We start from the raw sequence: 26,707 nt of genomic DNA, 5'->3' as shown, positions 1-26,707 counted from the left end.
GACACAGGCGTCCGCCCCAGCCGCGCGTCGAATCCCTCCTTCACCAGGGCGAAGTGTGCGTGGACGTCATCGCTGAGGACGAGGCCGCCGTCGTCCGCTCCTTTGAACGGCGGTGCAGGTGGACGCCCCGGCGGCCGAAGTTCCACGAGTGAATACTGTCGCCGCCGCACGCCCCGCCACCCACTCCGCAAAGATCGCAGCAAACCAAAAGGCAGGCCGGCTACGAAAGCCGGCCCGCCTTTGGCGCTTAAGCAGACCCCCTACATAACCCCGGTCGGCACCAGCAGCGCCCAGGCCAGCGCGGGAGCCACCAGGACCACGCCGCCGGCGTACATCATGAGCTGGCGGTAGACGCGCTGGCGGTCGTTGTCGCGGGCGTTGGCCACCACCAGAGCGCCGTCGGTGGAGAAGGGGGAGACGTCCACGACGGTGGCCGCGATGGCCAGGGCCGCGACGGTGCCGGAGGCGCTGAGCGAGCTGGTGGCCAGCAGCGGCCCGGCCATCGGGATAAACGCGGTGAGCAGTGCCGTCGAGGACGCGAAGGCCGAACCGACGCCGATGACGTAGCAGAGCACCAGGGCGATCAGCAGCGGCGCGCCCAGGGCCAGGGCCATCTCGGCGAGGGTGTCGATGACGCCCACATGCTGGAGCAGCGACACGTAGGTGATCATGCCGGCCACCAGCAGCACGGTGGACCAGGACACCCCGCCGATGAACGTCTTGTGTTCCTTAATGTTGACGAACGCCAGCAGCAGGCCGGCGGACAGGGCCACGAAGCCGATCGGCATGTGGAAGCCCAGCGTGCACACGAGGATCGCGGCGATCAGGACCAGGGTGAAGAGCTGCTGTCCGCTCGGGCGGCCGGTGCGGGGCGTCTCCAGCCCGGCGTATTCGTTGGCGTGCTTGTCACGCAGCTTGCCCAGCAGGCCGAACAGCACGATGGTCAGCGCGGAGAGGATGAAGTTCAGCGCGAAGCTGGCCAGGAAGAGCGAGCCCTGCGAGATGGGGAAGCCGTTCTTCAGGGCGATGTCGTGCACTAGGACGCCGGCGACGGAAAGCGGCGAGAAACCGCCGGCGTGGGCGCCGTTGATCACGAAGGCGCCCATCAGGACCGGGTGGATGCGCGACTCGTACGCCAGGCCCAGGGCCGCCGGGGCCAGCAGCGCCACCGCGGCGGGGGAGAAGGTGCCCAGCGCGGTCAGCGCCGCGGCCAGGAGGAAGAACACCCAGGGCAGCAGCATGGTCTTGCCCCGGACCAGGCGCACGCAGGTCTGGACGATGATGTCGATCGACCCGTTCCGCTGCGCCATGCTGAAGAAGTAGGTCACGCCGATGATCGTCAGGACGATGCTGGCCGGGAACTCCTCCAGGATTTCCTTGTCGCTCATGCCGAGCATGAAGTAGCCGACGCCGAAGGACGCCACCAGCCCCATGACGCCGATGTTCAGCGGCCATTTGGTGGCGACGACGAACATCACCACGAGGATAACGAGCGGGATGATCTGGGTGGCGGTCATGGTCGGCTCCGAGTCAGGGGCGGCCGCGGGGTTGAACAGGCCACCTCCGAACAGGAGGGCGACCAGACCCAGGACGGCGATCGCGGCTACCGTCACCAGCAGGATACGGCGGCGGCGGTCGGGACGCCGGGAGGGTTCGACGCGGGTGTCGCCGGGGGCGGCCTGTTCCGGTGCCTTTTCTACGGTTTCTTCTGCAGTCTTTTCTGCGATGTTAGTCATGATGCTTTCTCCTCATCGAGTAGCGCTGGCAAGGGAGGCGTCGACGGCGGTGCCGAGGGCCTCGGGCAGGTGGATGGTGGTGGTGGCGATGGTGCGGGCGGTGCGGTCGACGCCGACGAGCAGGTGCCCGTCCCGTTCCTCGCTCCAGGTTTCAATGACCCCAGCCGGGGTGCGCAACCGCAGCGTGGGTCCGACGGTGCCGCCGGTGATGTCGCCCAGCAGCGTGCCCGGGGTGCGGGCAGCGAGGGTCAGGGCGATGCTGCCGGTGATGGCCAGGGCCGGGTGCGGCTTGCCCATCGAGAGCATGACGACGGCGACGTCGGCCTCCGCGTCGGTGCGCGCCGGGGCGGCGACGACGGCGACCTTGGGGACGGCGCGGGCAGCCTCGCCGGGCGTTGCCGCGAGCCCCATCCGCACGGCGGCCTGGCGGCGGATGTGTTCCAGGGTGTCCAGCTGCAGTTCCAGTCCGGCGGTCCAGCCGGCGTGGCGCTCCGGGTCCAGGCCCAGCTCCTCCGCACGCAGCATCACGACCGGCGCTCCGGCGTCGACCATGGACACGGACCAGCGGGTCCCGCCGGCGAGGATGGTGTCCGTGGCCGAGCCGGTGGGAAGCAGCCGGCCGGTGGTCTTGCCGGCCGGGTCGAGGAATCCGAGGCCCACCCGGTAGCCGGGGAAGGGGACGCCGGGCATCTGGGCCTGCGGGACGATCGGCAGGGCGCCGGCCGGTGTCGCCACCCGCTGGATGATGATCTGGCCGGTGTTGGTGTTGCGGGTGACGATCCGGGTGACGTCGCCGTCGGGGACCACCCAGCCCTTTTCGATCGCGTACAGCCCGACGACGGCGGAGCAGTTGCCGCAGTTGCTGCCCCAGTCCACGGCGGCTTCCTCGATGCCCACCTGGGCGAAGGTGAATTCGACGTCGACGCCGGCGTCGGCGGGGCGGTGCAGGATCATCGCCTTGCTGGTGGTGGAGGTGGCGCCGCCGACGCCGTCGATCTGCCGGTGGTCGGGGCTGCCGAACAGCCGGGGCAGCAGCACGTCCGGGCTGGTCCCGGTGTCGTCCAGCTGGCCTGTTTCGAAGACCCAGCATTTGCTGGTGCCTCCGCGCATCCACTCCGCTTCGATCTTCATGGTCTGTTCCTAGCTTCGATTCTGCTTCTGTTCCGCCCCGAGGTGTCAGGGGCTTGATTTGAGATTGATCCAGATCACAAATGAAGACAAGGTTGGATATCTGCACGGGACTGTAGTGACGCTTCATTCAGTGCTGTTACTGGGCCAAGCGCCCTGCTTGGAGAGCGCCTCCGTCGGAAACGGGGCGCTAAGTGCCGCGCATCACGCGGGGAATGTATAGAATTAACCGATTCAACAGAAGGGCATAGCGTTGCTTAACGATGCTGACCAGGAATTGTTCGATATCCGGCGCCTGGCGCTCTTGGTGGAGGTGGTGGAACAGGGATCCATCACCGCCGCGGCCGAGCTGATGATGTATACGCCCTCCGCGGTCTCGCAGCAGTTGCGGAAACTCGAGCAGGAAGTCGGGCAGCCACTGCTAAACCGTCGGTCCCGCGGCGTGGTGCCCACCGAAGCTGGGCAGGTCCTCGCCGGCCATGCGCGCAAGATTATCGGGCAGATGCGGGCCGCGCAGTCGGACCTGGACCAGATCGCCGGCCTCAAGCGCGGCTCCCTGACCGTCGGCACCTTCCCGACGCTCGCCGGGTCCTTCCTGCCGCTGGTCATTCGGGCGTTCAAGAAGCGGTACCCGGCGATCGGCCTGTCCCTGCGCAGCGCGCGCTTCGATGATCTGGTCAGCGACCTGCAGTCCGGGGTGACGGGGCTGTGCCTGCTCTGGGACTACCCGTGGAACCGGTTTCAAGACGATTCCATCCGGATCACGGAGGTGTTCCAGGAGAGCACGGTGCTGCTGGTCTCGCGCAGCCATCCGCTGGCCGATCGCGAGGAGATCCGGATGGAGGAGGTCCGCAAGGAATCCTGGATCGTCCGCGCGGAGGCCCACCCCGTCGTCGAGGTCCTGCAGCGCTCCGCCCATGAGGCCGGGTTCGAGCCGACCATCGGCTTCCTGGCCAACGACTACCAGGAAGCGCAGGCGATGGTCAGCGTCGGCATGGGTGTGGCCATGGTGCCCAAGACCGCGGTGGCCCTGCAGCACCCGGATGTCCGGGTGATCAGCCTCGGCTCCGCCGCGCCCCTGCGGCGCGTGCTCCTGGCCCAACGCCAGGACAAGGTCTACGCCCCAGCCGAAGTCGCCTTCCACTCCACGCTGCTCGAAATCGCCCGGGAACGCGCCGGCGACTACCTGTAACGACGAGTGCTCGCGCACAGAGGAGAAACGCCAAACGGCGCTGCCTCCCACGGAGGGAGGGGGACACAATCTTTGATCTCGCGTAATCAATTTCATGGCGCGCCACAATCGTCCTCCGCGGTCTGCCTGCGTGGCTGTATGTTCGTGCGGGGGACGTTCACCGACGCGTGCGGTATGTGCGGGATTCCCCGCATCATGTCAGCACCGTCGAAAGGTCTCCAATGTCCCATTCTGGTCACATCGAACCGCTCCAGTCAGAGTCCCCAAACGAGCAGTCTGATGAGACGCCGATGTCTGCCGCCGAGAAGGCGTCGGGGCAGCTCCTGAAGTTGGTGGGCAAAGTGATCGACACGGGCGTGGGTCCACTGACCGGGTCGGTGGCGTGGGCGGAAGATCGGCTGTCCCGCGTTCAAGGATCCAGCTACGAGCCCAACGCCGACCCAGTACGGAAAGTCAGGCCGTACGAAGTTGACGACATCGAAAAGGCGATCAAGAGGCTGATCGTCGAGTCCGTCGAAGCGGCCGGGGTCAACGGCTTCGTGACTGGGTTGGGTGGGTTCATCGCCATGCCCGTGACCGTCCCCGCGAATATGGCGGGCGCCCTCGTGATCAATGCACGCCTAGCGGGGGCAATCGCATACCTGCGCGGGTACGACCCCAAAGATCCGCACGTACGAACGGTGGCTACGCTCGTCGCGGTGGGCTCGAATGCACAGCAGATCGTGAAAACTTTCGGCATCAAGGTCGGTGAGAAGATGTTGATTCAGGCGATCAAGCAGCTCCCGATTGCCCTAATCCGCGAGATCAATAAGAAGGCTGGCTTCATGCTGCTAGCCAAGTACGGCTCAAAACGGGCGCTCGTCACTTTGGCGAAGGGTGTGCCGCTGGTCGGTGGAGTGATAGGTGGCGCTGTGGACGCGACCATGACCGGCGCCATCGGCCGTACCGCGAGATCGATGTTTCCCATCGATTGACGGGTTCGTGCGGCCTGGAAGCGTGACTAAAGTCGGCAAGTTGGGGCCCCTGACGAGCTTTACGCGGGTCGCCGAGAGCAATAATGCCGACCCCCGCGGTGGTTCGGGCGCCACTGCACGTCAGGGGAGCGGCTGGCGTTCGCCGACGCTTAGTGCAGCCCCCGGCGCCAGGTAGCCCAATCGTCGTCGTTCCAGCCGTTCCTGCTGGCGCGGCGACGGAACCCTGGCACCCTTGGCCCGGTTGCATCTGGCGCAGGAGGCAACAAAGTTTTGCAGGCTGGTGGACCCGCCTTTAGACCACGGGTAGAAGTGGTCGCCGTGCTCAGCGGGCCGTGAGCAGCGGCGGCCGAGACCTGCCTCCATCTCGCACTGGCCGCCGGCGCGTGCCATTCCTTCCCGGCGCTGCTGGCGAGTGAAGCGCCGCGCCGGATCCCGGCGTCGGACGTCCCGAGCGGTGATAACGCCCGCGATAACTGTGAGGACGATGGCGAGCAGGCCAGGCAGTATCACCGCAGCCACGACACCGTCCACCATCCCACGGAATACCTCTGACACGGTGGACGTTTTGGTGCCGGCGCTTGTCTTCGGTATGAAGGCCAGAGCAAGCGACACGGCCAGCCACATCATCGTGGCTGCGAATGCCAGCCGTAGTCCCACGCGGGTCCAGTAAATGCGCTTCAAGTCCTTCATTGAGTTGCCCCCATCATCCTCAGCTCCGGAAAGCTGCTGCCCCTGGAAGGGGCAGGGAAATCCTACCGCCGGTTCAACGCCCAAGGCTGCCCGACAGGCTCAGCTGTCAGGGCGCAGGCTGCCGACCGCCGATGCTCAGCGCAACCGCAGGTTCGAGGGCTTTCCGGGAACGTCCCTCGGCTCCAGGCCGGCGGCTTCGGCCTGCAGCACGCACCACTTGCGCAGCGGCATGCCGAGAACCTTCGGAAGGGACCCATGGTGCTCCTTCACCAGCGGCGTTCCCACGTTGCCGAACAGGGACACGCTGATGCCCGATTCGCCGTGCAGCAGAGGGTCGCCCAGGACCGACCTCCATGCCTGCTCCAGCGCCTTGGTTGCCGCGGCTGCACTGCCGTTGACTCCCTGGAAGCTTCGCGTCAGATGCGCTTGCATGCGCTGGTACTCGGTGAGCGCCGGGGTCTTGGAGGCCGCTGCGGGCGCAGCGTTCGCCTTAGGAGGCGCGTCCTTCACCGCTGCCCGGGGTGCCGTGCCGACGGCCGGCGGCTGTGCCGGCTTGGTGACCGCGCCGGCGGCGATGATGATCAGGTCGGCGAGTTCCGCGTGCAGCTCCGCGATCTGCCGGTGGATGGCGCTGATGCGGAGGACGACGTCGGAGTCTCCGCCCTTGGGTGCAACGCTCAGTCTGGTCTCTGCCTCGGGAGGGAGAGTGGTGCGGAACAGTGCACACAGCGCCCCGGCCAGCGCAAGCCGGGCGCCGTCGTCGGGCAGCAACAGCGGAGCCGGGCTGGACGAGTTCGCAATCACCGCAGCCAGTTCCGGCAGGTCGCCGTACACCTTGCCCCAGCGGATCCGCTCAATGGTGGTGCTCCGGTCCACCTGCGGGGAGTAGACGCTCTGCACGATGCGCAACTGCAGCGCGTCGAACGCTGGGAAGTGCTGGGGGAGGATGCCGCCGCGCAGGGCTGCACGGACGGCGTCGAGCTGCCGCGACACCTGCTCGATCGGATTCGGCACGGCCATGCCGCCCTCCAGCAGCCACGGCGTGCCGGTGTCGGTCGCGAGTGCGACGCGCTGGGGGAATCCCTTCCACTCGCTGACCATGATGGTGCCCTGCCGGACGTCATAGAAGATCCAGTCGACTTCGGCCACGGGCTTGCCGGGTGCGTCCACCCGGCAGTTGCTGAACGCCCAGACGTCGTCATCGAGCAGCTCCTCCAGCCGGGCAACATCGCGGGGAGACGGTCGGTGGGCGGCCGAATTGGCGGAAGGAAAGTGCAGCAACGGAAGCCTTCTGGGGCGCTGTGCCAGCTGAGGGATCCCCAGGCCCCGAGCCGGTCGCGCGTCGTGCGCTACGCCACATCATCACCGGTCGGAAGGCACGGCGGCAAGTAAACCGCGTGGGCGGCCTCTGGCAGCTTCGCCGCGTCGACATGGCGGAAGTCCTCGAACCGCACCTCATGAACGTTTGTGCAACAGCTCACACGTCCGCGCAGGGCGTGTTCTGGACGCGCCTCAAGCTACTGACCAGTAACTTCGTACTGCGGGAGACTCTGTTCCGCGGCGCGGGCAGGACGCGGCCGCGTGCCGATAATCCTGCACATCCGTGCAAATCCATGGTCCTGCCGGCCTGCTGGCTGCCTAGCATTGAAGACCGAGGCCAAGCCCCGGTTGCGAAAGAACACCATCTGGCACCACCCACCGACACGAACAAAGAGGTTTCCATGTCGCTGCTCACCAGAGCCCTGTCCATCGTCGCCGCCGCGGCCCTCGCCGCTTCACTCTCCGCCGTTCCGGCCCAGGCGGACACTCTCGATGTCGCCCCGCCCGGCGCCAACGACTGGACCTGCAAGCCGTCCGCCGAGCACCCCTATCCCGTCATCCTGGTGCCCGGCACCTTCGAGAGCATGGCCAAGAACTGGTCCACCCTCTCGCCCTACCTGAAGAGCCAGGGGTACTGCGTGTTCGCCCTCAACTACGGTGAAACCAACGGCGTCTACGCCACCGCGCCGGTGGCCGACTCCGCGAAGGAACTGGCCCCGTTCGTTGACGCAGTCCGCGCCGCCACCGGCGCCAAGAAGGTGGACCTAGTGGGCCACAGCCAGGGCGGCATGATGCCCCGCTACTACATGGGCTTCCTCGGCGGAGCCAAGTACGTCCACCACCTGGTGGGCATCGCACCCTCAAACCACGGCACGAAAGGCCTGATCGTCCCGCCGCCGGATTTCCTCCCGCCGCCGGACTACACCGCCTTGAACTGCGCGTCCTGCGCCGACCAGCAGGCAGGGTCAACCTTTATGCAGCAGCTGAACTCCATCGGTGACACCGTTGCCGGACCGTCGTACACCATCCTCTCCACGGTCTACGACGAGGTGGTGATTCCCTACAACAGCCAGTTCCTTAGCGGCACGGCGAAACAGGTCACGAACATCACCATCCAGGACAAGTGCCCGGCCGACGTCTTCGAACACGACCAGACGCCGAACGACCCCGTGGTGCACCAGTTCGTGGCCCGCGCCCTGGCACAGGCCTCCGGCCCCGTCGATCCGGCGTACCAGCCGAGCTGCCTCTAGCCGGCTTCAGCGTTGCCGGGCCCCGGCCGGGATGCTGCGACGGCGGGGCTCACCCCGGCGTGAGCGTCTGCACCGCCTGCGCGACGCGGGAACCTAACGTGCTGCGGCCGGCCCTGGGTGTCGTCATGGCCCCCAGCTGAGGACGTCCCGGTTTCACAATTCCGGCACCTGGCGCGCGGCATCCCGGAGGGCCAGCGCGGCCTGGACCAGCGCGGCGTGGGTCAGCGCCTGGGGGTAGTTCCCGAGCAGGGCCCCGGTGCCCGGATCGGCTTCCTCACTGAACAGACCGAGCGGGCCGCCGAGACCCAGCAGCGCGTCGAACAGCCCCGCCGCCTCCGCGGTCCTTCCGGTCAGGGCCAGGGCCTGGACCAGCCAGAAGGAGCAGGGCAGGAAGGCGCCCTCGTCCCCGGGCAGTCCGTCCCGGCCGGGCGGGTAGCGGTAGAGGAGAGGGTAGCCGGCGGAGAGTTCCGCGGCGACGGCATCGACCGTGCCGCGCAACCGCGCCGAACCCGGCGCCTCGAAGCCGGTCACCGGCAGGATCAGCAGCGCCGAGTCCAGATCGGGCGAGCCGTAGGAGCGGGTGTAAGTGTTCCGGGCTGGGTCGAATCCCCGGGCGCGGATGTCCGCGGTGAGGGCGGCCCGCGCCGTGTCCCAGCGGCGCCGCCGTCGGGCGCTGATCCGGTGGGAGTCCGCGATCCGTAGCGCCCGGTCCAGGGCCAGCCAGCCCATGATTTTCGAGTGCGCATGGTGGGCCGGGTCGTCGCGGATCTCCCAGATGCCGGCATCCGGTTCCGGCCAGCGCCGCGCCACGAGGTCGGTGAAGCCGCGCATCGCCCGCCACGTCTCCGAATTGAGCCGGTGCCCCTGCCCGACGAGGTTCCACGCGGCGTCCAGGACCCAGCCGTAGCCGTCGAGCTGGTGCTGGTGCGCGGCGCCGTTGCCCGTCCGCACCGGCGCGCTGCAGGCGTACCCGGGCCAGCGCTGCAGCGTGCGCTCGCGGGGAACGTGCCCGCCGGTCAGCGTCAGCAGGGCCGGCAGCCGGGGCCGTTGCAGCCGGCTGGCGTGCAGGAGCCAGTTCAGGAAGTTCAGGGCCTCGCCGTCCTTGCCCAGGGCGAGGAACGCCGCGATCCCGATGCTGGCGTCGCGCGGCCAGGCGTACCGGTAGTCCCAGTTCCGGACGCCGCCGGGGTCCTCCGGCAGGGAGGTCGTGGGCGCCGCCACGGGCGCGCCCGACGGGGAATAGGTCAGCAGCTTCAGCGTCAGCAGGCTGCGCAGCACCGCGTCACGGAACGGGACGCCGTTGCTGACCCCGGACGTCCACTCCTGCCAGCGCCGTTCATCGGCGTCGACCAGCTCCCACGCGGCCTCGGGATCCACCCAGACCAGCGGTTCCGCGTACGCCAGGGCGAGCACCAGCACCACCGGACGCCCGGGCACCACGGTGACCTCCGCCGTCGTGCCCGGCTCCACCCGCAGCCCGCCGCTGCAGCCCAGCGACATGGCCAGGGCACCCCACTCGCAGACCAGGTGCGGCCCCGGACGGACCCGCGGGCGGCCGTGGCGCTCGCCGAGGCGCGGATCAAAGACGACGGCGGCCCGCACCGGCGCGTCCGCCGCCTCCAGCCGCCGCACCAGGAGGGTGGTGGGCAGCAGTTGCCCGGCGACTTCCCCGATCATCGCCTCGGTGAGGGTCAGCGTTCCGCCGTCGGTGGTCCAGGCCGTCTCGAGCGTGGCGGTGTGCGGGCGGTAGCGGCGGCCGAGCCGGTGCGCCGGCCGGGCGGGACCGGCGCGGAAGGTGCCGGCCTTCGGGCCGCCGAGCAGGGCGCCGAAGACGGGGTCGCCGTCGAAGGTCGGCGCGCAGAGCCAATCGATGCCGCCGTCGGCGGACACCAGGGCGGCGGTGCGGGTGTCGCCCAGCAGCCCGTAGCCGGCAAGGGCGGGGGAGGGGGCCGCCGGATTCATGCTGCACGTTCTTTCACGCCGGGTCAGCGGACCGTGAGGAGCAGGCCGAGCAGCGATCCGTAGACCAGGTGGGCTGCGACGGCCACCGCGGGCGTCTGGATTCCGTAGTTAAGGCCCAGCAAGCCCGGCGGCTCCAGGGCTGCCCGGCTGGTTGGCCCGGCCCGGGTGCTCGCCATCCGCGGATGGATGCCGGGCAGCAGCGGCAGGATGATGGTCAGCGCAACGGTCACGTGGAGGAGGCCCAGCAGCGCGCCGATCCACCAGGTGGCCCTGCCCAGCAGCGCGAAGACCGCCGCGTAGCCGAGGGCGAAGACCTGCCCGGCGGCGAGGTGGATGAAGAATCCGGCGATCCGGGCCCTGTCCGGGTCCGGCGTGACGAGGCTGCCGAGGACCAGGGGCAGGTCGAGCCGGGTCCAGCCGGCCATCTGGCAGGCGATCAGCACCGCGGTCAGGGCCGTGGTGGCCAGCAGCCCGAAGAGCGCCCAGCCGGGCCAGTCCATCTCAACCGCCGCCGTGGGCGCTGGGCGTGCGGGCAGCATGGGTTGGTTCCATCGCGCACCTTCTAAAAGTGACTATTCAAATTTTAGGGGGGTGCGGGAGGGGCGGGCAAGGGCCGGGCGCGACTGCGGCCACGGCCGGCAAGGTGACTGGCAACAGGGGGCGGGTTCCGGCGAAATTACCCCTGCGCCGGCTGACGGGCGACCTCGTAGGAGGGCTTCCGCAACCTGCGCGTCCAGCCGTAAGTGCCGGCGCCGGGCAGGGAATGCTCCAAGGGATCAAACCGGGTGGGCAGGTCCGCCGCTGCCGGGTCCAGGGTCAGCGTGAGGGTGCCGAACCGGATCCAACGTCCCGCGGGCCGGGCATGGAAGAGCCCCAGTGTCCAAGGTGCGGTGCCCAGCGCCCGGCGGAAAGCGTCCGGGGCGGCGGGAAGCCAGTTGCCGGTTTTTTCCGGGCAGGCCGCCAGCAGGACCGGGCCAGCGGATCCCTTGTAGGGCATGAGTGAGGTCAGCCTGCTGCTGCTGGCATGCCGGTGGGCCGTGAGCACCAGCCGGCCGGGCCGCGACAGCCCGGTAGATGCCAGCAGCACGTCGGCCGGGCCCGTTTCCGTGGTGATTCGCAACGCCAGTCCGAGGATGTCCGGCCAGCCCGGCGGCGTTCCGACCGACCGCGAGAGCCTGGCGCTCACCGCGGCGTTCCCGCTGGTATCGACCCACAGGATTCCGCTCTCCGCGGCGGCGGGCTGCCGCTCGATAGTCCCCTTAAGCGCAACGCCCGCGGAGTGGATGGGCCGATCCGGCCGCAGCACCTTGAGGGCCTTGAAACCGGCGGCGAACGCTTGGCCCGCCGCTCCGCTGAAACGTTGGTTCATACCATCTCCTCCGTCGGTCCGCGCGGGTCAGTTGCCGGACCCAGTAAAGCATGCGGCAGGGGACGAGCGGGGCGCGCGGCCGCTGAGCAGGATGGCGATGCCGTCGCGGAGCAGCCAGGAGCTTTCTTCTCTGTGGCGGCTTCGTTTACCTGGTCTGCCGGACCCGGTCACGCGCCGGCGGAGGCACGGAACGCCAGGTATCGCGGGTCCCCGCGGCCCAGCAGGGCTCCCAGGACCTCCGCCGCCGCGGCGTCGGCGGAACCCATGTCCGTGGACAGCCAGCGCATCAGGAGCCCGGGGTCGGCGCTGGCCCGTACGGCCGATCCTACGGCCAGGTCCAACTGGTCCCGGAGCAGCTGGACCGCCAGGACGCCGGACCGGCTGAGCAGGGGCGCCCGGTAGGAGTCCAGTGCGTCCGCCACCCGGCCTTCGCGCAGCTGCCCCAGCACCCGCCCTGAGTCGGACCGGCCGGCCACGTCCGCCGCCAGCCGGTACGGGTTGGACAGCACCGCCTCGCCGAGCAGCGACCGGAGCCGGAACATCTCGGTGCGGATGGCCTGCGGAGTCCCGGCGTCGCCGTGCAGTTCATAGGCCAGTTCCTCCGCCGCCCAGCCCTGGGCGCGGGAGTCCAGCAACGCCAGGATCTCCGCACGGCGCGGCGTCAGTGGCACGCGGCTGCCGTCGGCCAGCACCGCTGCGGGCTTGTCGCCCAGCAGTTCCAGGGACGCGACCGCCGCCCTGGGCTGCGATTCAACCGCGTCACGCAGGCCCGCGCGGGGGTGCTGCCCGCCCGGGTTCGACAGCGCCCTTGGTGGCGTACCGCCGTCGGGCGCCCCCAGGAGCGCCTCCGCCACCCGCACGGCGCACCGCACCATCCGCAGGGTGTCCGCGCTGATAGTGTCCAGCGGCCCCGAGACATCCAGCACCCCCAGCACTTGCCCGGTGGCCGGATCCCTGATGGGCGCAGCCGAACACGCCCACTCGTGGTGGGTGCGGACCAGGTGCTCGGCGGAAAACAGCTGCACCGGGCCGCCGGTGACCAGGGCCTCGCTGATGGCGTTGGTGCCGATGCCCGCCTCGGACCAGTCCGCCCCTTCCAGGAACTCCAGCCGGTCGGCCTGCCGCAGGACTGCCGGGCTGCCCACCCGCCACAGGATCTCGCCGCTGGCGTCGGTCAACACCAACAGATGCCGGCCGCTCCGCGAATCGTCGGCCAGCAGCTCGTGCAGGGCCGGCATGACGCCCTGCAGCCGGTGCCCCCGCCGGAGCTCCAGCACCTCGGACACCTCGTGCAGGTGCCGCGGGCTGTGCTGGTCCGGGCTGATGCCCAGGGCCATGGCCCGGTGCCATGAATCGGCCAGGCTGGCGGGGATCTCGGGGCGCGGGATGCCGGAGATGACAAGTTCGTGCGCGCGGCGCAGCGTCCGTGCATACCGCGCCGGGTCCGAGAACCTCAGGCCGTAGTCCACTCAGCTCCTCCCCGCAGCCGGCGGCAGTGCCGGACCGGTGGGCGTGTAACGCCGCTGTTACCCCCGGCGCGCTCCAATAGTGATGCAGCTCACGCCCGCCCCAGCATATCGCAGGGTACCGGCGGGACGGGGCTCACCTGGCAACATCACAAAGGAGTGGAGATGACCGGAACACCAACCGCTGCCGCGCAGGCCTGGCTGGCGCGATTTGATGACGCGCTGCAGCGGCGCGACCTGGACGCGGCCGTGGAGCTCTTCGAGGATGACAGCTACTGGCGCGACTTCGTGGCGTTCACCTGGAACCTGAAGACCCTCGAAGGCAAGGTCGACATCAGACGCATGCTGGAGGCGACGCTGGAACGCGTGCAGCCCGCGGGCTGGGCGCTCGCGGAGGACGCTACCGGGGACGCCGACGCCGTGGAAGCCTGGATCACGTTCGAGACCGGCGACGCCCGCGGCTACGGCCACCTCCGGCTGCGGAACGGCAAGTGCTGGACGCTGCTGACCACCATGCAGGAGCTGAAGGGCTTCGAGGAGAAGAAGGGCCCGCGCCGCGAACAGGGCGTGGCCCACCAGATCGTCCGCGGCCGCCGGTCGTGGCTGGAACTGAAGGAAGAGCAGGAGGCCCGGCTCGGCTACGAGGAGCAGCCGTACTGCGTGATCATCGGCGGCGGCCAGGGCGGCATCGGCCTCGCCGCCCGGCTGCGGCGCCTTGGCGTGCCCACCATCATCATCGAGAAGAACCAGAACCCCGGCGACTCCTGGCGGAACCGCTACAAGTCCCTGCACCTGCACGATCCCGTCTGGTACGACCACCTGCCGTACCTGAAGTTCCCGGACGACTGGCCGGTCTTCGCCGCCAAGGACAAGATCGGCGACTGGCTGGAGCACTACACGCGGATCATGGAATTGAACTACTGGTCCGGCACCGAATGCGTGGGAGCGGCGTACGACGACGGCGCGCAGGAATGGACGGTCGACGTCGTCCGCAACGGCGAACCGGTGACGCTGCGGCCCAAGCAGCTGGTGTTTGCCCTGGGCGTCTCCGGCTACCCGAACATCCCCACGTTCGACGGCGCTGAGAGCTTCCTGGGGGAGCAGCGCCACTCCTCGCAGCACCCCGGCGGCGGGGACTGGACGGGCAAGAAGGCCGTGGTGATCGGCTCGAACAACTCGGCGCACGACATCTGCGCGGACCTGTGGGAGCACGGCGCCGACGTCACCATGGTCCAGCGGTCCTCCACCCACATCGCCCGCAGCGAGTCGTTGATGGACCTGGCCCTGGGCGACCTGTACTCGGAGCGGGCGCTCGCTAACGGCATCACCACCGAGAAGGCGGACCTGCTGTTCGCCTCGCTTCCCATGCGGGTGCTTCCCGGGGCGCAGGTGCCGGTGTACCAGCAGATGGCCGAGCGGGACGCGGAGTTCTACTCCCAGCTTGAGGCCGCCGGCTTCGACCTGGACTTCGGCGTGGACGGGTCCGGTCTGTTCGTGAAATACCTGCGGCGCGGCTCCGGCTACTACATCGACGTCGGCGCATCCCAGCTGCTTATCGACGGGCGGGTGAAGCTGAAGTCCGGCCAGGTCGCCAAGATCACCGGCAACGCCGTCGTGATGGACGACGGGACCGAGCTGGAAGCGGACCTCATTGTCTACGCCACCGGCTACGGCTCGATGAACGGCTGGCTGGCGGACCTGGTCTCTCCCGAAATCGCGGACAAAGTAGGAAAATGCTGGGGATACGGCTCGGACACGCCAAAAGACCCTGGCCCGTGGGAGGGGGAGCTGCGCAACATGTGGAAGCCCACCAACGTGCCCAACCTCTGGATCCACGGCGGCAACCTGCACCAGAGCCGGCACTACTCTGCCTACCTGGCCCTGCAGTTGAAGGCCCGGATGGAAGGACTGGAAACGCCCGTCTACGAACTGCAGCCCAGCCACCACACCCGCTGACCGGGCCCAATCGGCAGCCGCCGGCTTTCCCGGCGAACCCACTATCCGTTCCACGAATGGAAGGACCATCATGAAGGCAGCACGTTTCCATGGCCGCAAGGACATCCGGATCGAGGACATCCCGGAGCCGGAGCTCCGGGCCGGCGCGGTGAAGATCGACGTCGCCTGGTGCGGGATCTGCGGCACGGACCTGCACGAATACCTGGAAGGCCCGATCTTCTGCCCCGCACCGGGGCACCCGCACCCGCTCTCGCACGAGGAGGCACCGGTGACCCTGGGACACGAGTTCTCCGGGACGGTTTCGGAGGTCGGCGAGGGTGTGGAGGGGCTCGCGGTGGGCGACAACGTCGTCGTCGAACCCTATTTTGTGGACGGCGACTGCGACATGTGCCAGGCGGGCAGCTACCACCTGTGCCGGCAGATGGGCTTCATCGGGCTCTCCGGCGGCGGTGGCGGGCTCAGCGAAAAGATCGTCGTGGACCAGCGGTGGGTGCACCCCATCGGCGACATTCCCCTGGACCAGGCTGCCCTGATCGAGCCGCTCTCCGTGGCGCACCATGCGGTGGCACGCAGCGGCGCCAAGGCCGGCGACGTGGCCCTCGTGGGCGGCTCGGGCCCGATCGGGCTGCTGACCGCGGCCGTCCTCAAGGGAATGGGCGTGACCACGATCATCAGCGAACTGACCCAGGCGCGGAAGGAAAAGGCACTCTCCAGCGGGGTGGCGGACCATGTGCTGGACCCCAGCCAGGAGAACGTCCCGGCCCGGGTGCTGGATCTCACCGGCGGCACCGGCGCCGACGTCGCCTTCGAATGCGCCGGCGTGAACGCGGTGCTGGACACCATGCTCGACGCCGTCCGGCCCGCCGGAGTGGTGGTCAACGTGTCCATCTGGGGTGCGCCGGCCACCGTGGACATGCAGAAGCTGGTGCTCAAAGAGATCGACCTGCGCGGCACCATCGCCTACGTCCGGGACCACCCCGCGGTGATCAAAATGGTGCAGGAGGGCAAGGTGGACCTCAAGCCGTTCATCACCGGCAGGATCGCGCTGGACGACCTGGTGGAGCAGGGCTTCGACACCCTCATCAATCACAAGGACACGGCGGTGAAGGTTCTGGTGCACCCGTAGTTCGGCTCCCGGGACGTGGCGCCGCCGCCATCGACATGACGTCACCGCTCGGGGATTTCCGCTTTCCCGCAGACAAAACAACCGCCCCACCGGGTTCCGGTGGGGCGGTTGTTGGGGAGGTGCGGTTCTCCGTGCCGGCTTTAGCTTAGACGCGTGCCTTGGCGCGGCCCTTGGTGAGGATGACAGCCAGGGCGATCATGCCGGCGCCGAGCACCAGGTGCAGGATGTTGTCCAGGCTGTTCAGCGGCACGAAGTCGCCGGCTGAATCTTCGGGGACCACCAGGCCGTAGACGAACAGGACCAGGTAGATGATGCCGCCGTAGAGCAGGAACGACTTGGCGCCGGTGGCGGAGCGGGCCAGCAGCAGGCCGGCCGCCCCGAAGAGGAGGTGCACGATGTTGTGCAGTGCCGAGACCTGGAACAGGCCCAGCAGCATCGCCTCGGAGTGGTGGCCGGCGAACTGCAGCGACTCGTAGTTGGTGGTGATGCCGGGGACGAAGCCCAAGACGCCGACCAGCAGGAAGACGGCGCCGACGGCGAGGCTGGCCTTCTGGACGGGGGTGCGGACTGCGGTACGGGTGTGGTTCGTGGTGGTCATGGCGAACTCCTTCGATGCGGACGTGCGGTGATGGAGCGGCCAATGGTCCGGCCGGTCCCGTGCTCATGTCAGCAATTCGGAGGACGCCCGGTGGTGGATTGCTCCATCCGGTGGATTTTGTCCCGGACAGCAGCGGGCAGGGGCCGGATGCGGCTGCGGCCCTTGCCCGACAACTGCGGCGGTTCCCGCGGGACTATCCCCGGGCGGCCAGCCCCGGCACCCCGTCCCGGATCACGAACGAGGCCTTCGTGCCCACGGGGGCGCCCGGCGTCGTGACGTGGTCCAGCGTGCGGAAGTCCGCGGTCATCGCGTCCCTGGTGATCCGGGTGGTCACGTAGCCGCGGTTGTCGTTGTAGAACTTCAGGTGCGGGTTCCAGGCCATGGTGGGGTCCGTGGTGGAGCCGGTGCCGTTGCCGGTGGAGCTGATGGACGTGCACACCAGTTCGGAGCCGACGACGGGGGCGTCCGGGTTCTTGTAGTCGACCTTGACGTCGTTGGCCCAGTTGCGGTGCACGTCGCCGGTGAGGACGACGGCGTTGCGCACGTTCGCGTCCACCCAGCCCTGGGTGATGCGGCGCCGGGACGCGGCGTAGCCGTCCCACCCGTCCATGGAGACGTCGTCGATCTCCGGGGCCTGGTTGCGGTCCCGCTCGGCGAAGAAGACCTGCTGGCCCAGGATGTCCCAGCGCTGGGTGGAGTTCCGGAAGCCCTCCAGCAGCCACTTCTCCTGCTCGGCGCCGGTGATGGTGCGGTCCTCGGCCAGCCGCTCGGCGACGTTCTTCCGCCAGCCGTCGCCGGCCAGCTGGTCGTCGCGGTACTGCCGGGTATCCATCATGTGGAAGTTGGCCAGCTGGCCCCACTGCAGCCGCCGGTAGATCTTCATGTCGGCGCCCGCCGGCACGGACGAGGCGCGCAGCGGCATGTTCTCGTAGTACGCCTGGAACGCCGCCGCCCGGCGCTGCCGGAAGTGCTCGGTGGTGTCGTTCAGCTGGCCCGGGTCCCAGTTTTCCGGCACGTCGTCGGCCCAGTTGTTGTCCACCTCGTGGTCATCCCAGACCACCAGCCAGGGTGCCACCGCGTGCGCGGCCTGCAGGTCGGCGTCGGCCTTGTACTGTGCGTGCCGCTGCCGGTAGCCGGCCAGGTTCACCGTCTCCGGGCCTTCGTGGTCGCGGGGGTTGCCGCCGCCGATCACGTAGCTGTCCTTCTTGTACTCGTACAGGTAATCGCCGAGGTGCAGCACCAGGTCCGGGCGGTCCTGCGCCAGCCGGGCGTAGGCGGTGAAGTAGCCGTGCTCGTACTGCGCGCAGCTGGCGAACGCCATGGCCAGGGCCGCCGGCGTCTCATGCCGCGCCGGGCTGGTCAGGGTCCGGCCGACGGCGCTGAGGTGCCGGCCGGTGCGGAACCGGTAAAAGTACTCCCGCCCCGGCCTCAGTCCGCGCAGCTCCACGTGTACCGAGTGCGCGGTCTCGATCCGGGCGTGTTCGACGCCGCGGGCCACGACCTTGCGCATCCCCTCGTCCTCCGCCACTTCCCAGGCCACGGCGACGTTCCGGGCGGGCATGCCGCCCAGGCCGTCCTCGGCCACCGGGTCCACGGCCAGCCGGGTCCAGAGCACGAAGCCGTCCGGCCACGGTTCGCCGGAGGCGATGCCGAGCCGGAACGGGTCGGTGCGGAGACCGGCGTCGTCCGCGGTGGAAACGGCGACGGCAGCACCCGGCCAGGCGGCGACGAGTCCGGCGCCGAGGCCTGCGGAAAGAACGGATCTGCGGGAAATGTTGTCCATGGCCTGACAGTATTTTCGGCGCATTGACAGTTTCTGAGGGCTGCGTGAATGAGGCGTTAACTGCGTGACAAGGGTTGGAGGCCCGAGTAAGGTCTGTGGTCCGAAGGCCCGGGAATCCGAGGTTCCAAGAGGACCCTGTAACCGGTGCTGCGAGGCGGCCAAGGAGAACTGATGAACAGCGCGCCCTCCATCGTCATTTTCGACGTCAATGAAACGCTCTCGGACATGGCGCCGATGGCGGAGCGCTTCGTCGAAGCTGGCGCCCCCGCGGAGATGGCGAAACTCTGGTTCGCCACGCTGCTGCGCGACGGGTTCGCCCTGACGGCGGCCGGCGGCAACGGCTCCTTTGCCGAGATCGGCGCCGAGGCCCTGCGCGGCCTGCTCGCCGACGCAGGGACCGGTATGGACCGCGACCGGGCGGTGGAGCACGTCATGGCCGGGCTGGCCGGGCTGGGCCTGCATCCCGATGTTGCGGACGGGGTCCACGACTTGCAGGCCGCGGGCTACCGGCTGGTCACCCTGTCCAATGGCGCCACCCGCGTGGCGGAGGAACTGCTCACGACGGCGGGCATCCGGGACCGGTTTGAACGGCTTCTGTCCGTGGAAGACGCCCCCGGCTGGAAGCCCGCCGCGGCCGCTTACCTTCACGCGGCGTCGGCTTGCGCCGGCGAGCCCGGGCAGATGCTGCTGGTGGCGGTTCACCCCTGGGACATCCACGGCGCGGCCGCGGCCGGCCTCCGCACGGCGTGGATCAACCGGAGCGGGGTCCCTTACCCGGGCTACTTCTCGGCTCCCGACTACACCGTCGCTTCCCTGCGCGAACTGCCGGGAACCCTCGCCGGGCCGAGAACACCGGGCGCAGGGCTGCGGTGACCGGGGAGTTCCCATAGCGGAGCGGGTCCCCTCGCAGCGTCTTTCCACCCCCTCCCGAATGTAACGAACTGGTAACATGGAGGTGATGTCGAAACAGCCTGGAACCTCCCGAGTCACGCAACTGGACGGCCTCCGCGGGCTCGCCGCCTTGGTGGTCGTCGCCTGCCACGTGCTCTCCGTCGTACCCGGCATCGGCCACGTTGTCTTCGACGAACGCTCCCGCCCGCTCAACAGCGCGGAGTCCTGGGCGGTGTTCTCGCCGCTGCATCTGCTCTGGAACGGCACGCCCGCGGTCCACGTGTTCTTCGTGCTCTCCGGATTTGTCCTCATCCTGCCCTTCACCAAGCCGGGCCGCGGCAAGGGCTGGGCCTCGTACTACGTGAAGCGGCTGCTGCGGCTCTACCTTCCGGCGTGGGCGTCGCTGGTGCTGGCGGCGGCCCTGATCGCGCTGATACCCCGCACGGCGTCGCCGCTGCAAAGCTCGTGGGCGGACATGTACGTCGTCGATCCGGAGCTGGGCCGCGTGGCCCGGGACGGCCTGCTGCTACTCGGCGCGAGTACCGTGAACACGCCGTTGTGGACCCTGCGCTGGGAGGTCCTGTTCTCGCTGCTGCTTCCGCTGTACGTGCTGGTGGCCCTGCGGTGGCGGCGCATCTGGCACCTGAAGCTGGCGCTCGTCGTCGGCCTTTCCGTGGTGGGCGCCGTGCAGGAGGTGCAGTGGCTGATCTACCTGCCCATCTTCGCCATCGGCGCCATCCTGGGTGTCGAACGGGACCGGATCCGCGAGCTGACCGGCGCCTGGCCGCGGCTCGTCTGGCTTCCGCTGACGGCCGCCGGCCTTCTCCTGGCCAACGCCGAATGGCTTAGCCCCGCGAAACCCGTGAAGGGGGTCGAGGCGCTGATCACCGTCGGCGCAACGCTGCTCGTCCTGGTGTTCCTGCTCTGCGGTCCGGCTAAAAAGCTCGGCGACACCGCTGCCGCGCAGTGGCTGGGCCGCATCTCCTTCAGCCTCTACCTGGTGCACCTGCCCATCATCCTGGCCGCCGTCACGCTGCTGCGGTCGGTCTCGCTGCCGCTGGCGCTAGCCGTCGCCGTGGTCCTCTGTTTCGCCGCGGCCGAGCTGTTCTTCCGCTACGTGGAGCAGCCCGCGCAGCGCCTGTCCGTCGCCGCCGGGCGCGCCGTGGACCGGCGCATTGCCCGCCGGGGCGGGGGAGCGACCGCCGCGCCGCGCGCCGCGGCGCCGTCGGCCGCCCCGCCCTCGAATGTCACCGTCGCTCGGGCGCACCAACCCGTCCCCTAGGCGTGTGGTCAACGGCCGCGGAAATCTCCTGTAGTGTTGAACCTGTTGTTGTGTTTATGCAGTTGGTAGTTCAGGCAGTACGCGCGGTCGAAAGTCCGCGTTCTTCTGAAGTAGCGGTTTTGAACACCCCACACCGGAGGACCCGAAAGTCGGGACTTTTCCTCCATCTTCACGAAGGACAAAAATAATGGCTACTGGTACCGTCAAATGGTTTAACGCTGAAAAGGGCTTCGGCTTCATTTCCCCCGATGACTCCTCGCAGGACGTTTTCGCGCACTACTCCGCGATCAACTCCTCCGGCTTCCGCTCCCTCGAAGAGAACCAGAAGGTTTCCTTCGAAACCGAGCAGGGCCCCAAGGGTCCCCAGGCTACCAACATCCAGGCTCTCTAATTTTCTAGAGATCTACGGACCGTTAGGTTTCGAGCAGGGCCCGTCTTCGGACGGGCCCTGCTTTTGTTTAACCCGGGTGTGCCTCGACGCCCACCGCACCGCACACCGCCCGACGCCGGCCGCCCCACCGACGCCGGCGCCTCACCCGCCCTGCCGCCGCGCCACCCACCCGGCCAGGACGGGGTTGTCGATTTCCTTGGCAAGCCACCGCGCAGATTCCGCGGCGTCCGGATCGCCCAGCACGGCCCGGTGCGACTGCGCCCGCACCGCAAACTCGCGCATCCCGGACCGGCCGGCCAGCGCGCCCAGCCGGTCCGCGAACTCCGGCGCCCGGGGCGAGCCGGCGGCCAGCGCAACTTCTGTTGCGACATCCAGCAGCCGCGCCGAATACCAGAGGTACCACGGGCTGGGCTCAAGACCCCGGCCCACCCAGTGTTCGGCGGCCGCCAGGTCGCCGTGGGCCAGGAACAGCCGCGCCTCGGCGCCGGCCGCGAGGGCCATGTAGCAGTGGTCGCCCGCCAACTCCGCCATCACCCAGGCCCGGTCGATCAATGCCGCCGCTTCCTCGAGCTTTCCGGCAGCGAGGTAGGTTTCGCCGCGCAGCCCCGCCACGAACGGTTCGAACGCCGTCCAGTGTTCCGCGGCCACGCCGTCCAGCGCCCGGTCCAGGCACGTCCCGGCCAGGTCGAGCTCGCCGCGGATCAGGTGCACGCGGCCCAGCAGCGCCTCGCCGAACGCCTGCTGCCGGCGGTTCCCCGCCTCGCCGGCAAGCCTCACTGATTCGCCCAGCGCAGCCGCCGCATCGGCGTACCGTGCGGTGTCCGAGGCGAGCATCCCCTGGATCGCCAGGATCCGCGACTGCTCGTCCGGAAACCCCGCGGCCGCCCCCATCGCCTTCGCCAGCCAGCCGGCGGCCCGGTCCGGCACCCCGCGCTGCACGGCGAGGTAGCCCAGCTCACGGTACGCCGCAGCGGCGGTGCGGGAGCCGCCGTCGGGCGCTTCCGCCGTCAGCGCGCGGTGCAGGAAGTCCGCCACCTCGGCGCCGCGGCCGCCCGCCTGGTGGATGACCGCCCCGGCAAGGGTGACCAGCGCCTCGGCCAGCAGGTGCCGCTCACCCGCCCGCTGGGCGAGCTCGACGGCGAGGCGCAGCTGCGCGAGCCCGCGGTCCACCGCTCCGGCCGAGAGTGAGGCGGCGCCGGCGTCGAGGTAGGACCGGACCGTGGCCGCATTCGCCGGGGTGGCGGAATCCGCGGCGGTGACCGGATCCGTGAGCGCCCGGCCAACCTCCTCGGGCGGCGGCATGCCCAGCTCCGCGCGGTACAGCTCGCCGAACCTGGTGACCTGCTCGCGGGCGCGGCGCCGGTCACCGAGAGCCACCAGTGCCTTGACCAGCACGGCGGCGCAGTCGGCATTGAACGGATCCCGCTGCAGCGCCCGGGAAGCGAGGGCCGCGGCGTCCGCCGGGACGCCGGCCGCCAGCGCAGCCAGCGCGGCGTCGGAGAGCAGGGCCCGCACCGCGTTCTCCAGCCGGTACCGCTGGTCCGCGAGCCAGGACTCAAACACCGGGCTGTCCGTGAAGTCCAGACCCTCCAGCAGCTTGCCCTCGAACCGGCGCGGGTCCAGGTCCCGGGCGGCGGCGGGGCCGAGCTCCAGCACGTCGCACCGCCAGCCCGGCTGCAGGTCCAACCGCAGGGGATCGCCGGCGATCGCCGCCCCGCCGAGCACCCGGCGCAGTTCGGACAGGTTCCACCGGAGGGCGCCCAAAGGATCCGCCGCGTCGGGAAACAGCAGCGCGGCGGTGCGGGCGCGGCCGGCGCCGGCCGGGTTCAGGGCGAGATAGGCGAGCACCGCCCACGCCTTGCGGCCGCGGGGCTGCGGGGGAGCGCCGTCCCCTTGGCGGGGGTCCGTAGGTGCTGGGTCAGGGGGTTCGATCCGGGGCGGGCCGAGGAGCCGAATCCAGGTGTCGGCCATACCGAATTTTACCGCCGGAACGCCCTCACACGCCTGCTCACACGGTGCCTGGCGACACTGGTTCCATCCACCCACCACCCACCATCGAGGTGCATCACCAATGGAAGTTCTCACCATCCTGCTCGCCGGGTCCGCGCTGGTCGCGATCCCCGGCACGTTCGCCGCCATCCTCCGGGACGGGCACGGCCGCACCCCGGAGGTGCGGTCCGATGAGCCGTGGACCGCCGGCCACCTGCCGAGCGAGCCGTACGCGTCAGCGAACCGGAGTTTCCCGCCCACCCTCTGGTTCCGGTAGACCCCGGCGCCGGGCCCACCCACTGGCCCGGCGCAGTTCATGCCGCCGCCACCGCCGGTTCACCCGCACCGTCAAGGCTGGGACGCATGACTGATTTCACCCGCCGCAATGTCATCAAAGGTGCCCTGGCCGCTGCCGGCGCCGCCGCCGTCGTCCCCGCAACGGGCGGGGCTGCCAGCGCCGCCTGGCCCGCCGGCATCGCCCTCGTCCGCAACCGCCTGACGCTGCCGTCCGGCATCGCCAACGGCGACGTCACCACCGGCTCCGGGGTGTTGTGGTCCCGCGCGTCAGGCCCCGGCCGGCTGGTCGCGGACCTGCTGGCGGTCGACGACGACGGGTCCCCGCTCCGCGGCGGACGCGCCTTCCGGCGGGTGCTGCGGGGGAGCCCCGCGACCGAGGCGACCGACTTCACCGCCAGGATCAACGCCGAGCACCTGCCCGCGGGGACCCGCTTCGCGGTCACCATGCACTTCGAAGACGCCGACGGGAACGCCGGCGAGACCGCGCAGGGATCCTTCAGCACCGCCCCTGGAACCGGGCTGCTCCGCAGCGGCCGCGCCGCCCGCGGCCAAAGCTTCGTCTGGAGCGGCGACACCGCCGGCCAGGGCTGGGGCATCAACGAAGAGATCGGCGGGATGCGCGGCTACGCGGCCATGCACGCGACGCGGCCGGACTTCTTCATCCACTCCGGCGACACCATCTACGCCGACGGCCCGATCGGCGCGGAGGTGACCGAACCGAACGGGCAAGTGTGGCGCAACCTCGTCACCGAGGAAGTCTCCAAGGTGGCCGAGACGCTCAACGAATACCGCGGCCGGCACCGCTACAACATGATGGACAGGAACGTCCGCGCGCTCTACGCGGAGGTCCCGGTGATTGCCCAGTGGGACGACCACGAGACGCACAACAACTGGTACCCGGGCCAGATCCTCACCGACAACCGCTACACCGAACGCCGCGTGGACGTGCTCGCCGCCCGCGGCCGGCAGGCGTGGCAGGAGTACCAGCCGATCTCGGGGGTCCGTTCCGGCGGCACCGGGTTCGAACCGGCCCGCATCTACCGCAAGATCAGCCGCGGCCCGCAGCTGGAGATCTTCTGCCTGGACATGCGCACCTACAAGGACGCCAACACGGACGGGAAGGAAACGCAGCTGACCCACATCCTGGGCCAGGAGCAGGCCGACTGGCTGATCCGCGAGGTCAGCAGGTCCAAGGCCACGTGGAAGGTCATCGCCGCCGACCTCCCACTCGGACTGGTGGTGCCGGACGGCCCCGTCAACCAGGAGTCAATCTCCAACCGCGACGCCGGCGCGCCCCTGGGCAAGGAACTCGAGCTCGCCGGGGTGCTCTCGGCGTTCAAGCGCAACCGGGTTAAGAACGTGGTCTGGCTGACCGCCGACGTGCACTACTGCGCCGCCCACCACTACTCGCCCGAGCGCGCCGCCTTCACGGACTTCGACCCGTTCTGGGAATTCGTCGCCGGACCGATCAACGCCGGCAGCTTCGGCCCCAACGCCCTGGACGGCACCTTCGGCCCGGAAGTGGCGTTCTTTAAGGCCGGGACGTACGCCAATGAGTCCCCGCGCAGCGGCGAGAGCCAGTACTTCGGCCACGTGGACCTCGGCGCCGACGACGTCTTCACGGTCAGCCTGCGCAACGCCAACGGCGCCGTGCTGTGGAGCAAGGCGCTGCAGCCGCAGCGGTAGGCCGGGCGACGCCTCGTGGCGCCCGGCGCCGGGGTCCCCCGCCGCCGGCATCCATCCCGCAACGGCGCCAAAACGGCAGTGGGCCCCTCCCGAGAATCCGGGAGGGGCCCACTGGCGCTTGCGGAGCGCTTACGGGGTTGGCATGCCGCCGTTGACGTTCAGCGTCTCGCCGATCACGTAGCTGGATTCGGAGGAAGCGAGGAAGACGTACGCCGGCGCCAGCTCGGCCGGCTGCCCGGCGCGGCCCAGCGGGGTTTCCTTGCCGAACTCCGGCAGATCCTCGGTGGGCTGGCCGCCGCTGGGCTGCAGCGGGGTCCAGATCGGCCCGGGCGCCACGGCGTTGACCCGGATGCCCTTGGGCGCCAGCTGCTGGGCCAGGCCCTTGGTGAAGTTGTTGATCGCGCCCTTGGTGGAGGCGTAGTCGACCAGCGTCTCCGACGGGCTGTAGGCCTGGATCGACGTGGTGTTGATGATGCTCGATCCCGCCGGCAGGTGCGGCAGCGCCTCTTTGGTCAGCCAGAACATGGCGTACACATTGGTCTTGTACGTGTGGTCGAACTGCACATCCTCGATGTCGCCGAGAGCCTTCTGCGCCACCTGCTTGCCGGCGTTGTTGACCAGGATGTCCAGGCCGCCGAGCTCCTTGACCGCGGTCTCCACCAGGTCGCGGCAGACGGCGGAGTCCTTGAGGTCGCCCGGCACCTTGACGGCCTTGCGGCCGGCCTTCTCGATCAGGTTCGCGATCCGTGTTGCGTCCTCTTCCTCCTCCGGGAGGTAGGACATGACGACGTCGGCCCCCTCGCGGGCGAACGCGATCGCCGTCGCGGCGCCGATCCCGGAGTCCGCGCCGGTGATGAGCGCCTTCCGGCCTTCCAGCCGCCCGGTGCCGCGGTAGGTGTCCTCGCCGAGGTCTGCCTTGGGGGTCATCTTGGCGTCCAGGCCCGGTTCCGGCTGGCTCTGCTCCGGCGGCTCGATCTGCTCGTACGCGGTGACGGGGTTCCTGAACGTGTACTGGTCAGTCATGGTTCTCCTCCGGTTGGTGCGTCGCCCGGTTCCTCCGGTGGGAGGCCCTGGGCGTACGCGGCGGGTGGGTCAGCCGCATGCTAAGCATGCTTACTAATCACCCTAGTGCGGGCAGGGGAACGGTGCAACGACGTGGGGCGGGCGGGGAGGAGCGCGCGGAACGTTGGGTGAGCGGGCGGAGCAACGGGGGAGTGGGTGACGGGAATCCAGCGCTCCGCTGTCGTGCTCTGCGGATATCTGTCGCCGGGGATTCAGCAGCGTGGGCCGGGTGTGACTCACTGCATATCGGTCGGTTGCAGGGCTGTCGGTCGTTGGTGGGCGGTCCGGGCGGCGGAAATCCGCGCCATTCCGCGCTTGTTCGGGTGCGGCGACCTGCTTGGGGGTGGATTTGCGTGGGGTCGTGGGGGTGTGTAAAGTTATTCGAGTCGCCGCCGCTGAAGCGGAAAGATAGCGACCGACCCCCTGATAAACGGCCTGGAAAATGGTGCGGATTAGTGCGCGCCGGTTTTTGGGTGGGGACCCTTTCGTTGCTTTGGATTCCGGCGGATCGCCGGTTTGCAAAGCGGTTCGGACTCGGGTAAGTTTGAAAAGTTGCTCC

General features: G+C 69.3%; 22 protein-coding genes. 10 read left to right on the top strand and 12 right to left on the bottom strand.

What is annotated here, in order from left to right:
- Positions 1 to 260: 260 nt before the first annotated feature.
- On the bottom strand, positions 261 to 1,517 hold the full coding sequence (locus tag ASG71_RS09940) for an SLC13 family permease (RefSeq protein ID WP_414826672.1): 1,257 nt from the start codon (positions 1,515 to 1,517) through the stop codon (positions 261 to 263).
- Positions 1,518 to 1,748: 231 nt separating this feature from the next.
- Positions 1,749 to 2,867: a PrpF domain-containing protein gene (locus ASG71_RS09935; RefSeq protein ID WP_056738770.1), complete on the bottom strand. Its 1,119-nt coding sequence runs from the start codon at positions 2,865 to 2,867 to the stop codon at positions 1,749 to 1,751.
- Positions 2,868 to 3,117: 250 nt separating this feature from the next.
- Between ASG71_RS09935 and ASG71_RS09930 the strand changes: the two genes are divergently transcribed.
- Together ASG71_RS09930 and ASG71_RS09925 are read left to right on the top strand one after the other, a co-directional pair.
- Positions 3,118 to 4,056, top strand: a complete 939-nt coding sequence (locus ASG71_RS09930) for a LysR family transcriptional regulator (protein WP_056738768.1) — start codon at positions 3,118 to 3,120, stop codon at positions 4,054 to 4,056.
- Positions 4,057 to 4,346: 290 nt separating this feature from the next.
- Complete coding sequence (locus tag ASG71_RS09925) at positions 4,347 to 5,030, top strand: EcsC family protein (RefSeq protein ID WP_235564010.1); 684 nt, start codon at positions 4,347 to 4,349, stop codon at positions 5,028 to 5,030.
- Positions 5,031 to 5,150: 120 nt separating this feature from the next.
- On the opposite strand, the gene ASG71_RS09920 is transcribed toward ASG71_RS09925, so the two are convergent.
- Positions 5,151 to 5,720 (bottom strand): HNH endonuclease, encoded by a 570-nt coding sequence (locus tag ASG71_RS09920; protein ID WP_056738764.1) that lies wholly within the window; start codon positions 5,718 to 5,720, stop codon positions 5,151 to 5,153.
- A gap of 135 nt (positions 5,721 to 5,855) precedes the next feature.
- Positions 5,856 to 7,001 (bottom strand): hypothetical protein, encoded by a 1,146-nt coding sequence (locus ASG71_RS09915; RefSeq protein ID WP_056738762.1) that lies wholly within the window; start codon positions 6,999 to 7,001, stop codon positions 5,856 to 5,858.
- Positions 7,002 to 7,441: 440 nt separating this feature from the next.
- Here ASG71_RS09915 and ASG71_RS09910 point away from each other — a divergent pair, with 440 nt between their 5' ends.
- On the top strand, positions 7,442 to 8,290 hold the full coding sequence (locus tag ASG71_RS09910) for an esterase/lipase family protein (protein WP_056738761.1): 849 nt from the start codon (positions 7,442 to 7,444) through the stop codon (positions 8,288 to 8,290).
- 153 nt (positions 8,291 to 8,443) lie between these two features.
- Here ASG71_RS09910 and ASG71_RS09905 read toward each other — a convergent pair whose 3' ends face one another.
- The 4 genes from ASG71_RS09905 to ASG71_RS09890 all read right to left on the bottom strand — a co-directional run bounded on the left by ASG71_RS09905 (position 8,444) and on the right by ASG71_RS09890 (position 13,090).
- On the bottom strand, positions 8,444 to 10,252 hold the full coding sequence (locus tag ASG71_RS09905) for a glycoside hydrolase family 15 protein (RefSeq protein WP_056738759.1): 1,809 nt from the start codon (positions 10,250 to 10,252) through the stop codon (positions 8,444 to 8,446).
- Between the two features lie 23 nt (positions 10,253 to 10,275).
- On the bottom strand, positions 10,276 to 10,791 hold the full coding sequence (locus ASG71_RS09900) for a hypothetical protein (protein WP_235564008.1): 516 nt from the start codon (positions 10,789 to 10,791) through the stop codon (positions 10,276 to 10,278).
- A 137-nt stretch (positions 10,792 to 10,928) separates the two neighbouring features.
- The gene (locus ASG71_RS09895; protein ID WP_157366368.1) at positions 10,929 to 11,621 is read right to left on the bottom strand and encodes a hypothetical protein; all 693 of its coding nucleotides are present in this window, start codon (positions 11,619 to 11,621) and stop codon (positions 10,929 to 10,931) included.
- A 167-nt stretch (positions 11,622 to 11,788) separates the two neighbouring features.
- Complete coding sequence (locus tag ASG71_RS09890; RefSeq protein ID WP_056738758.1) at positions 11,789 to 13,090, bottom strand: GAF domain-containing protein; 1,302 nt, start codon at positions 13,088 to 13,090, stop codon at positions 11,789 to 11,791.
- 162 nt (positions 13,091 to 13,252) lie between these two features.
- Between ASG71_RS09890 and ASG71_RS09885 the strand changes: the two genes are divergently transcribed.
- Complete coding sequence (locus ASG71_RS09885) at positions 13,253 to 15,043, top strand: NAD(P)/FAD-dependent oxidoreductase (RefSeq protein WP_056738756.1); 1,791 nt, start codon at positions 13,253 to 13,255, stop codon at positions 15,041 to 15,043.
- 70 nt (positions 15,044 to 15,113) lie between these two features.
- Positions 15,114 to 16,169: a 2,3-butanediol dehydrogenase gene (locus ASG71_RS09880; RefSeq protein ID WP_056738754.1), complete on the top strand. Its 1,056-nt coding sequence runs from the start codon at positions 15,114 to 15,116 to the stop codon at positions 16,167 to 16,169.
- 145 nt (positions 16,170 to 16,314) lie between these two features.
- Here the strand turns inward: ASG71_RS09880 and ASG71_RS09875 are convergent, their stop codons facing one another.
- Together ASG71_RS09875 and ASG71_RS09870 are read right to left on the bottom strand one after the other, a co-directional pair.
- On the bottom strand, positions 16,315 to 16,767 hold the full coding sequence (locus ASG71_RS09875; RefSeq protein ID WP_056738752.1) for a DUF4383 domain-containing protein: 453 nt from the start codon (positions 16,765 to 16,767) through the stop codon (positions 16,315 to 16,317).
- A 193-nt stretch (positions 16,768 to 16,960) separates the two neighbouring features.
- The gene (locus ASG71_RS09870; RefSeq protein WP_056738751.1) at positions 16,961 to 18,550 is read right to left on the bottom strand and encodes an alkaline phosphatase D family protein; all 1,590 of its coding nucleotides are present in this window, start codon (positions 18,548 to 18,550) and stop codon (positions 16,961 to 16,963) included.
- Between the two features lie 171 nt (positions 18,551 to 18,721).
- Here ASG71_RS09870 and ASG71_RS09865 point away from each other — a divergent pair, with 171 nt between their 5' ends.
- The 3 genes from ASG71_RS09865 (at position 18,722) to ASG71_RS09855 (ending at position 21,114) form a co-directional block, all read left to right on the top strand.
- Positions 18,722 to 19,423, top strand: a complete 702-nt coding sequence (locus ASG71_RS09865; protein WP_056738749.1) for a haloacid dehalogenase type II — start codon at positions 18,722 to 18,724, stop codon at positions 19,421 to 19,423.
- An 85-nt stretch (positions 19,424 to 19,508) separates the two neighbouring features.
- Complete coding sequence (locus tag ASG71_RS09860) at positions 19,509 to 20,723, top strand: acyltransferase family protein (protein WP_056738747.1); 1,215 nt, start codon at positions 19,509 to 19,511, stop codon at positions 20,721 to 20,723.
- Positions 20,724 to 20,910: 187 nt separating this feature from the next.
- Positions 20,911 to 21,114 carry a cold-shock protein gene (locus tag ASG71_RS09855; protein WP_056738746.1) on the top strand — a complete coding sequence of 68 codons (204 nt, stop codon included), beginning with the start codon at positions 20,911 to 20,913 and terminating at the stop codon, positions 21,112 to 21,114.
- Positions 21,115 to 21,255: 141 nt separating this feature from the next.
- On the opposite strand, the gene ASG71_RS09850 is transcribed toward ASG71_RS09855, so the two are convergent.
- On the bottom strand, positions 21,256 to 23,085 hold the full coding sequence (locus ASG71_RS09850) for a BTAD domain-containing putative transcriptional regulator (protein WP_056738744.1): 1,830 nt from the start codon (positions 23,083 to 23,085) through the stop codon (positions 21,256 to 21,258).
- 100 nt (positions 23,086 to 23,185) lie between these two features.
- Here ASG71_RS09850 and ASG71_RS09845 point away from each other — a divergent pair, with 100 nt between their 5' ends.
- A complete protein-coding gene (locus ASG71_RS09845) occupies positions 23,186 to 23,380 on the top strand; it encodes a hypothetical protein (protein ID WP_056738741.1) in 195 nt (64 codons plus the stop codon).
- A gap of 86 nt (positions 23,381 to 23,466) precedes the next feature.
- Positions 23,467 to 25,086 (top strand): alkaline phosphatase D family protein, encoded by a 1,620-nt coding sequence (locus ASG71_RS09840; RefSeq protein ID WP_056738739.1) that lies wholly within the window; start codon positions 23,467 to 23,469, stop codon positions 25,084 to 25,086.
- 129 nt (positions 25,087 to 25,215) lie between these two features.
- Here ASG71_RS09840 and ASG71_RS09835 read toward each other — a convergent pair whose 3' ends face one another.
- A complete protein-coding gene (locus ASG71_RS09835; protein ID WP_056738737.1) occupies positions 25,216 to 26,109 on the bottom strand; it encodes an SDR family oxidoreductase in 894 nt (297 codons plus the stop codon).
- Positions 26,110 to 26,707 lie beyond the last annotated feature (598 nt).

It is taken from the genome of Arthrobacter sp. Soil763 (assembly GCF_001428365.1).
GTDB lineage: Bacteria > Actinomycetota > Actinomycetes > Actinomycetales > Micrococcaceae > Arthrobacter.
Note: the sequence above shows the minus strand (reverse complement) of the source record. Positions and strands in the feature narration are given on the sequence as shown.

Bases quoted from the DNA above. Each gene is read 5' to 3' on its own strand.
- ASG71_RS09895 (WP_157366368.1), bottom strand. From the start codon at position 11,621: ATGAACCAACGTTTCAGCGGAGCGGCGGGCCAAGCGTTCGCCGCCGGT.
- ASG71_RS09845 (WP_056738741.1), top strand. From the start codon at position 23,186: ATGGAAGTTCTCACCATCCTGCTCGCCGGGTCCGCGCTGGTCGCGATC.
- ASG71_RS09860 (WP_056738747.1), top strand. From the start codon at position 19,509: ATGTCGAAACAGCCTGGAACCTCCCGAGTCACGCAACTGGACGGCCTC.
- ASG71_RS09840 (WP_056738739.1), top strand. From the start codon at position 23,467: ATGACTGATTTCACCCGCCGCAATGTCATCAAAGGTGCCCTGGCCGCT.
- ASG71_RS09875 (WP_056738752.1), bottom strand. From the start codon at position 16,767: ATGACCACCACGAACCACACCCGTACCGCAGTCCGCACCCCCGTCCAG.
- ASG71_RS09870 (WP_056738751.1), bottom strand. From the start codon at position 18,550: ATGGACAACATTTCCCGCAGATCCGTTCTTTCCGCAGGCCTCGGCGCC.
- ASG71_RS09880 (WP_056738754.1), top strand. From the start codon at position 15,114: ATGAAGGCAGCACGTTTCCATGGCCGCAAGGACATCCGGATCGAGGAC.
- ASG71_RS09910 (WP_056738761.1), top strand. From the start codon at position 7,442: ATGTCGCTGCTCACCAGAGCCCTGTCCATCGTCGCCGCCGCGGCCCTC.
- ASG71_RS09850 (WP_056738744.1), bottom strand. From the start codon at position 23,085: ATGGCCGACACCTGGATTCGGCTCCTCGGCCCGCCCCGGATCGAACCC.
- ASG71_RS09935 (WP_056738770.1), bottom strand. From the start codon at position 2,867: ATGAAGATCGAAGCGGAGTGGATGCGCGGAGGCACCAGCAAATGCTGG.
- ASG71_RS09885 (WP_056738756.1), top strand. From the start codon at position 13,253: ATGACCGGAACACCAACCGCTGCCGCGCAGGCCTGGCTGGCGCGATTT.
- ASG71_RS09865 (WP_056738749.1), top strand. From the start codon at position 18,722: ATGAACAGCGCGCCCTCCATCGTCATTTTCGACGTCAATGAAACGCTC.
- ASG71_RS09925 (WP_235564010.1), top strand. From the start codon at position 4,347: ATGTCTGCCGCCGAGAAGGCGTCGGGGCAGCTCCTGAAGTTGGTGGGC.
- ASG71_RS09900 (WP_235564008.1), bottom strand. From the start codon at position 10,791: ATGCTGCCCGCACGCCCAGCGCCCACGGCGGCGGTTGAGATGGACTGG.
- ASG71_RS09855 (WP_056738746.1), top strand. From the start codon at position 20,911: ATGGCTACTGGTACCGTCAAATGGTTTAACGCTGAAAAGGGCTTCGGC.
- ASG71_RS09920 (WP_056738764.1), bottom strand. From the start codon at position 5,720: ATGAAGGACTTGAAGCGCATTTACTGGACCCGCGTGGGACTACGGCTG.
- ASG71_RS09905 (WP_056738759.1), bottom strand. From the start codon at position 10,252: ATGAATCCGGCGGCCCCCTCCCCCGCCCTTGCCGGCTACGGGCTGCTG.
- ASG71_RS09835 (WP_056738737.1), bottom strand. From the start codon at position 26,109: ATGACTGACCAGTACACGTTCAGGAACCCCGTCACCGCGTACGAGCAG.
- ASG71_RS09940 (WP_414826672.1), bottom strand. From the start codon at position 1,517: ATGACCGCCACCCAGATCATCCCGCTCGTTATCCTCGTGGTGATGTTC.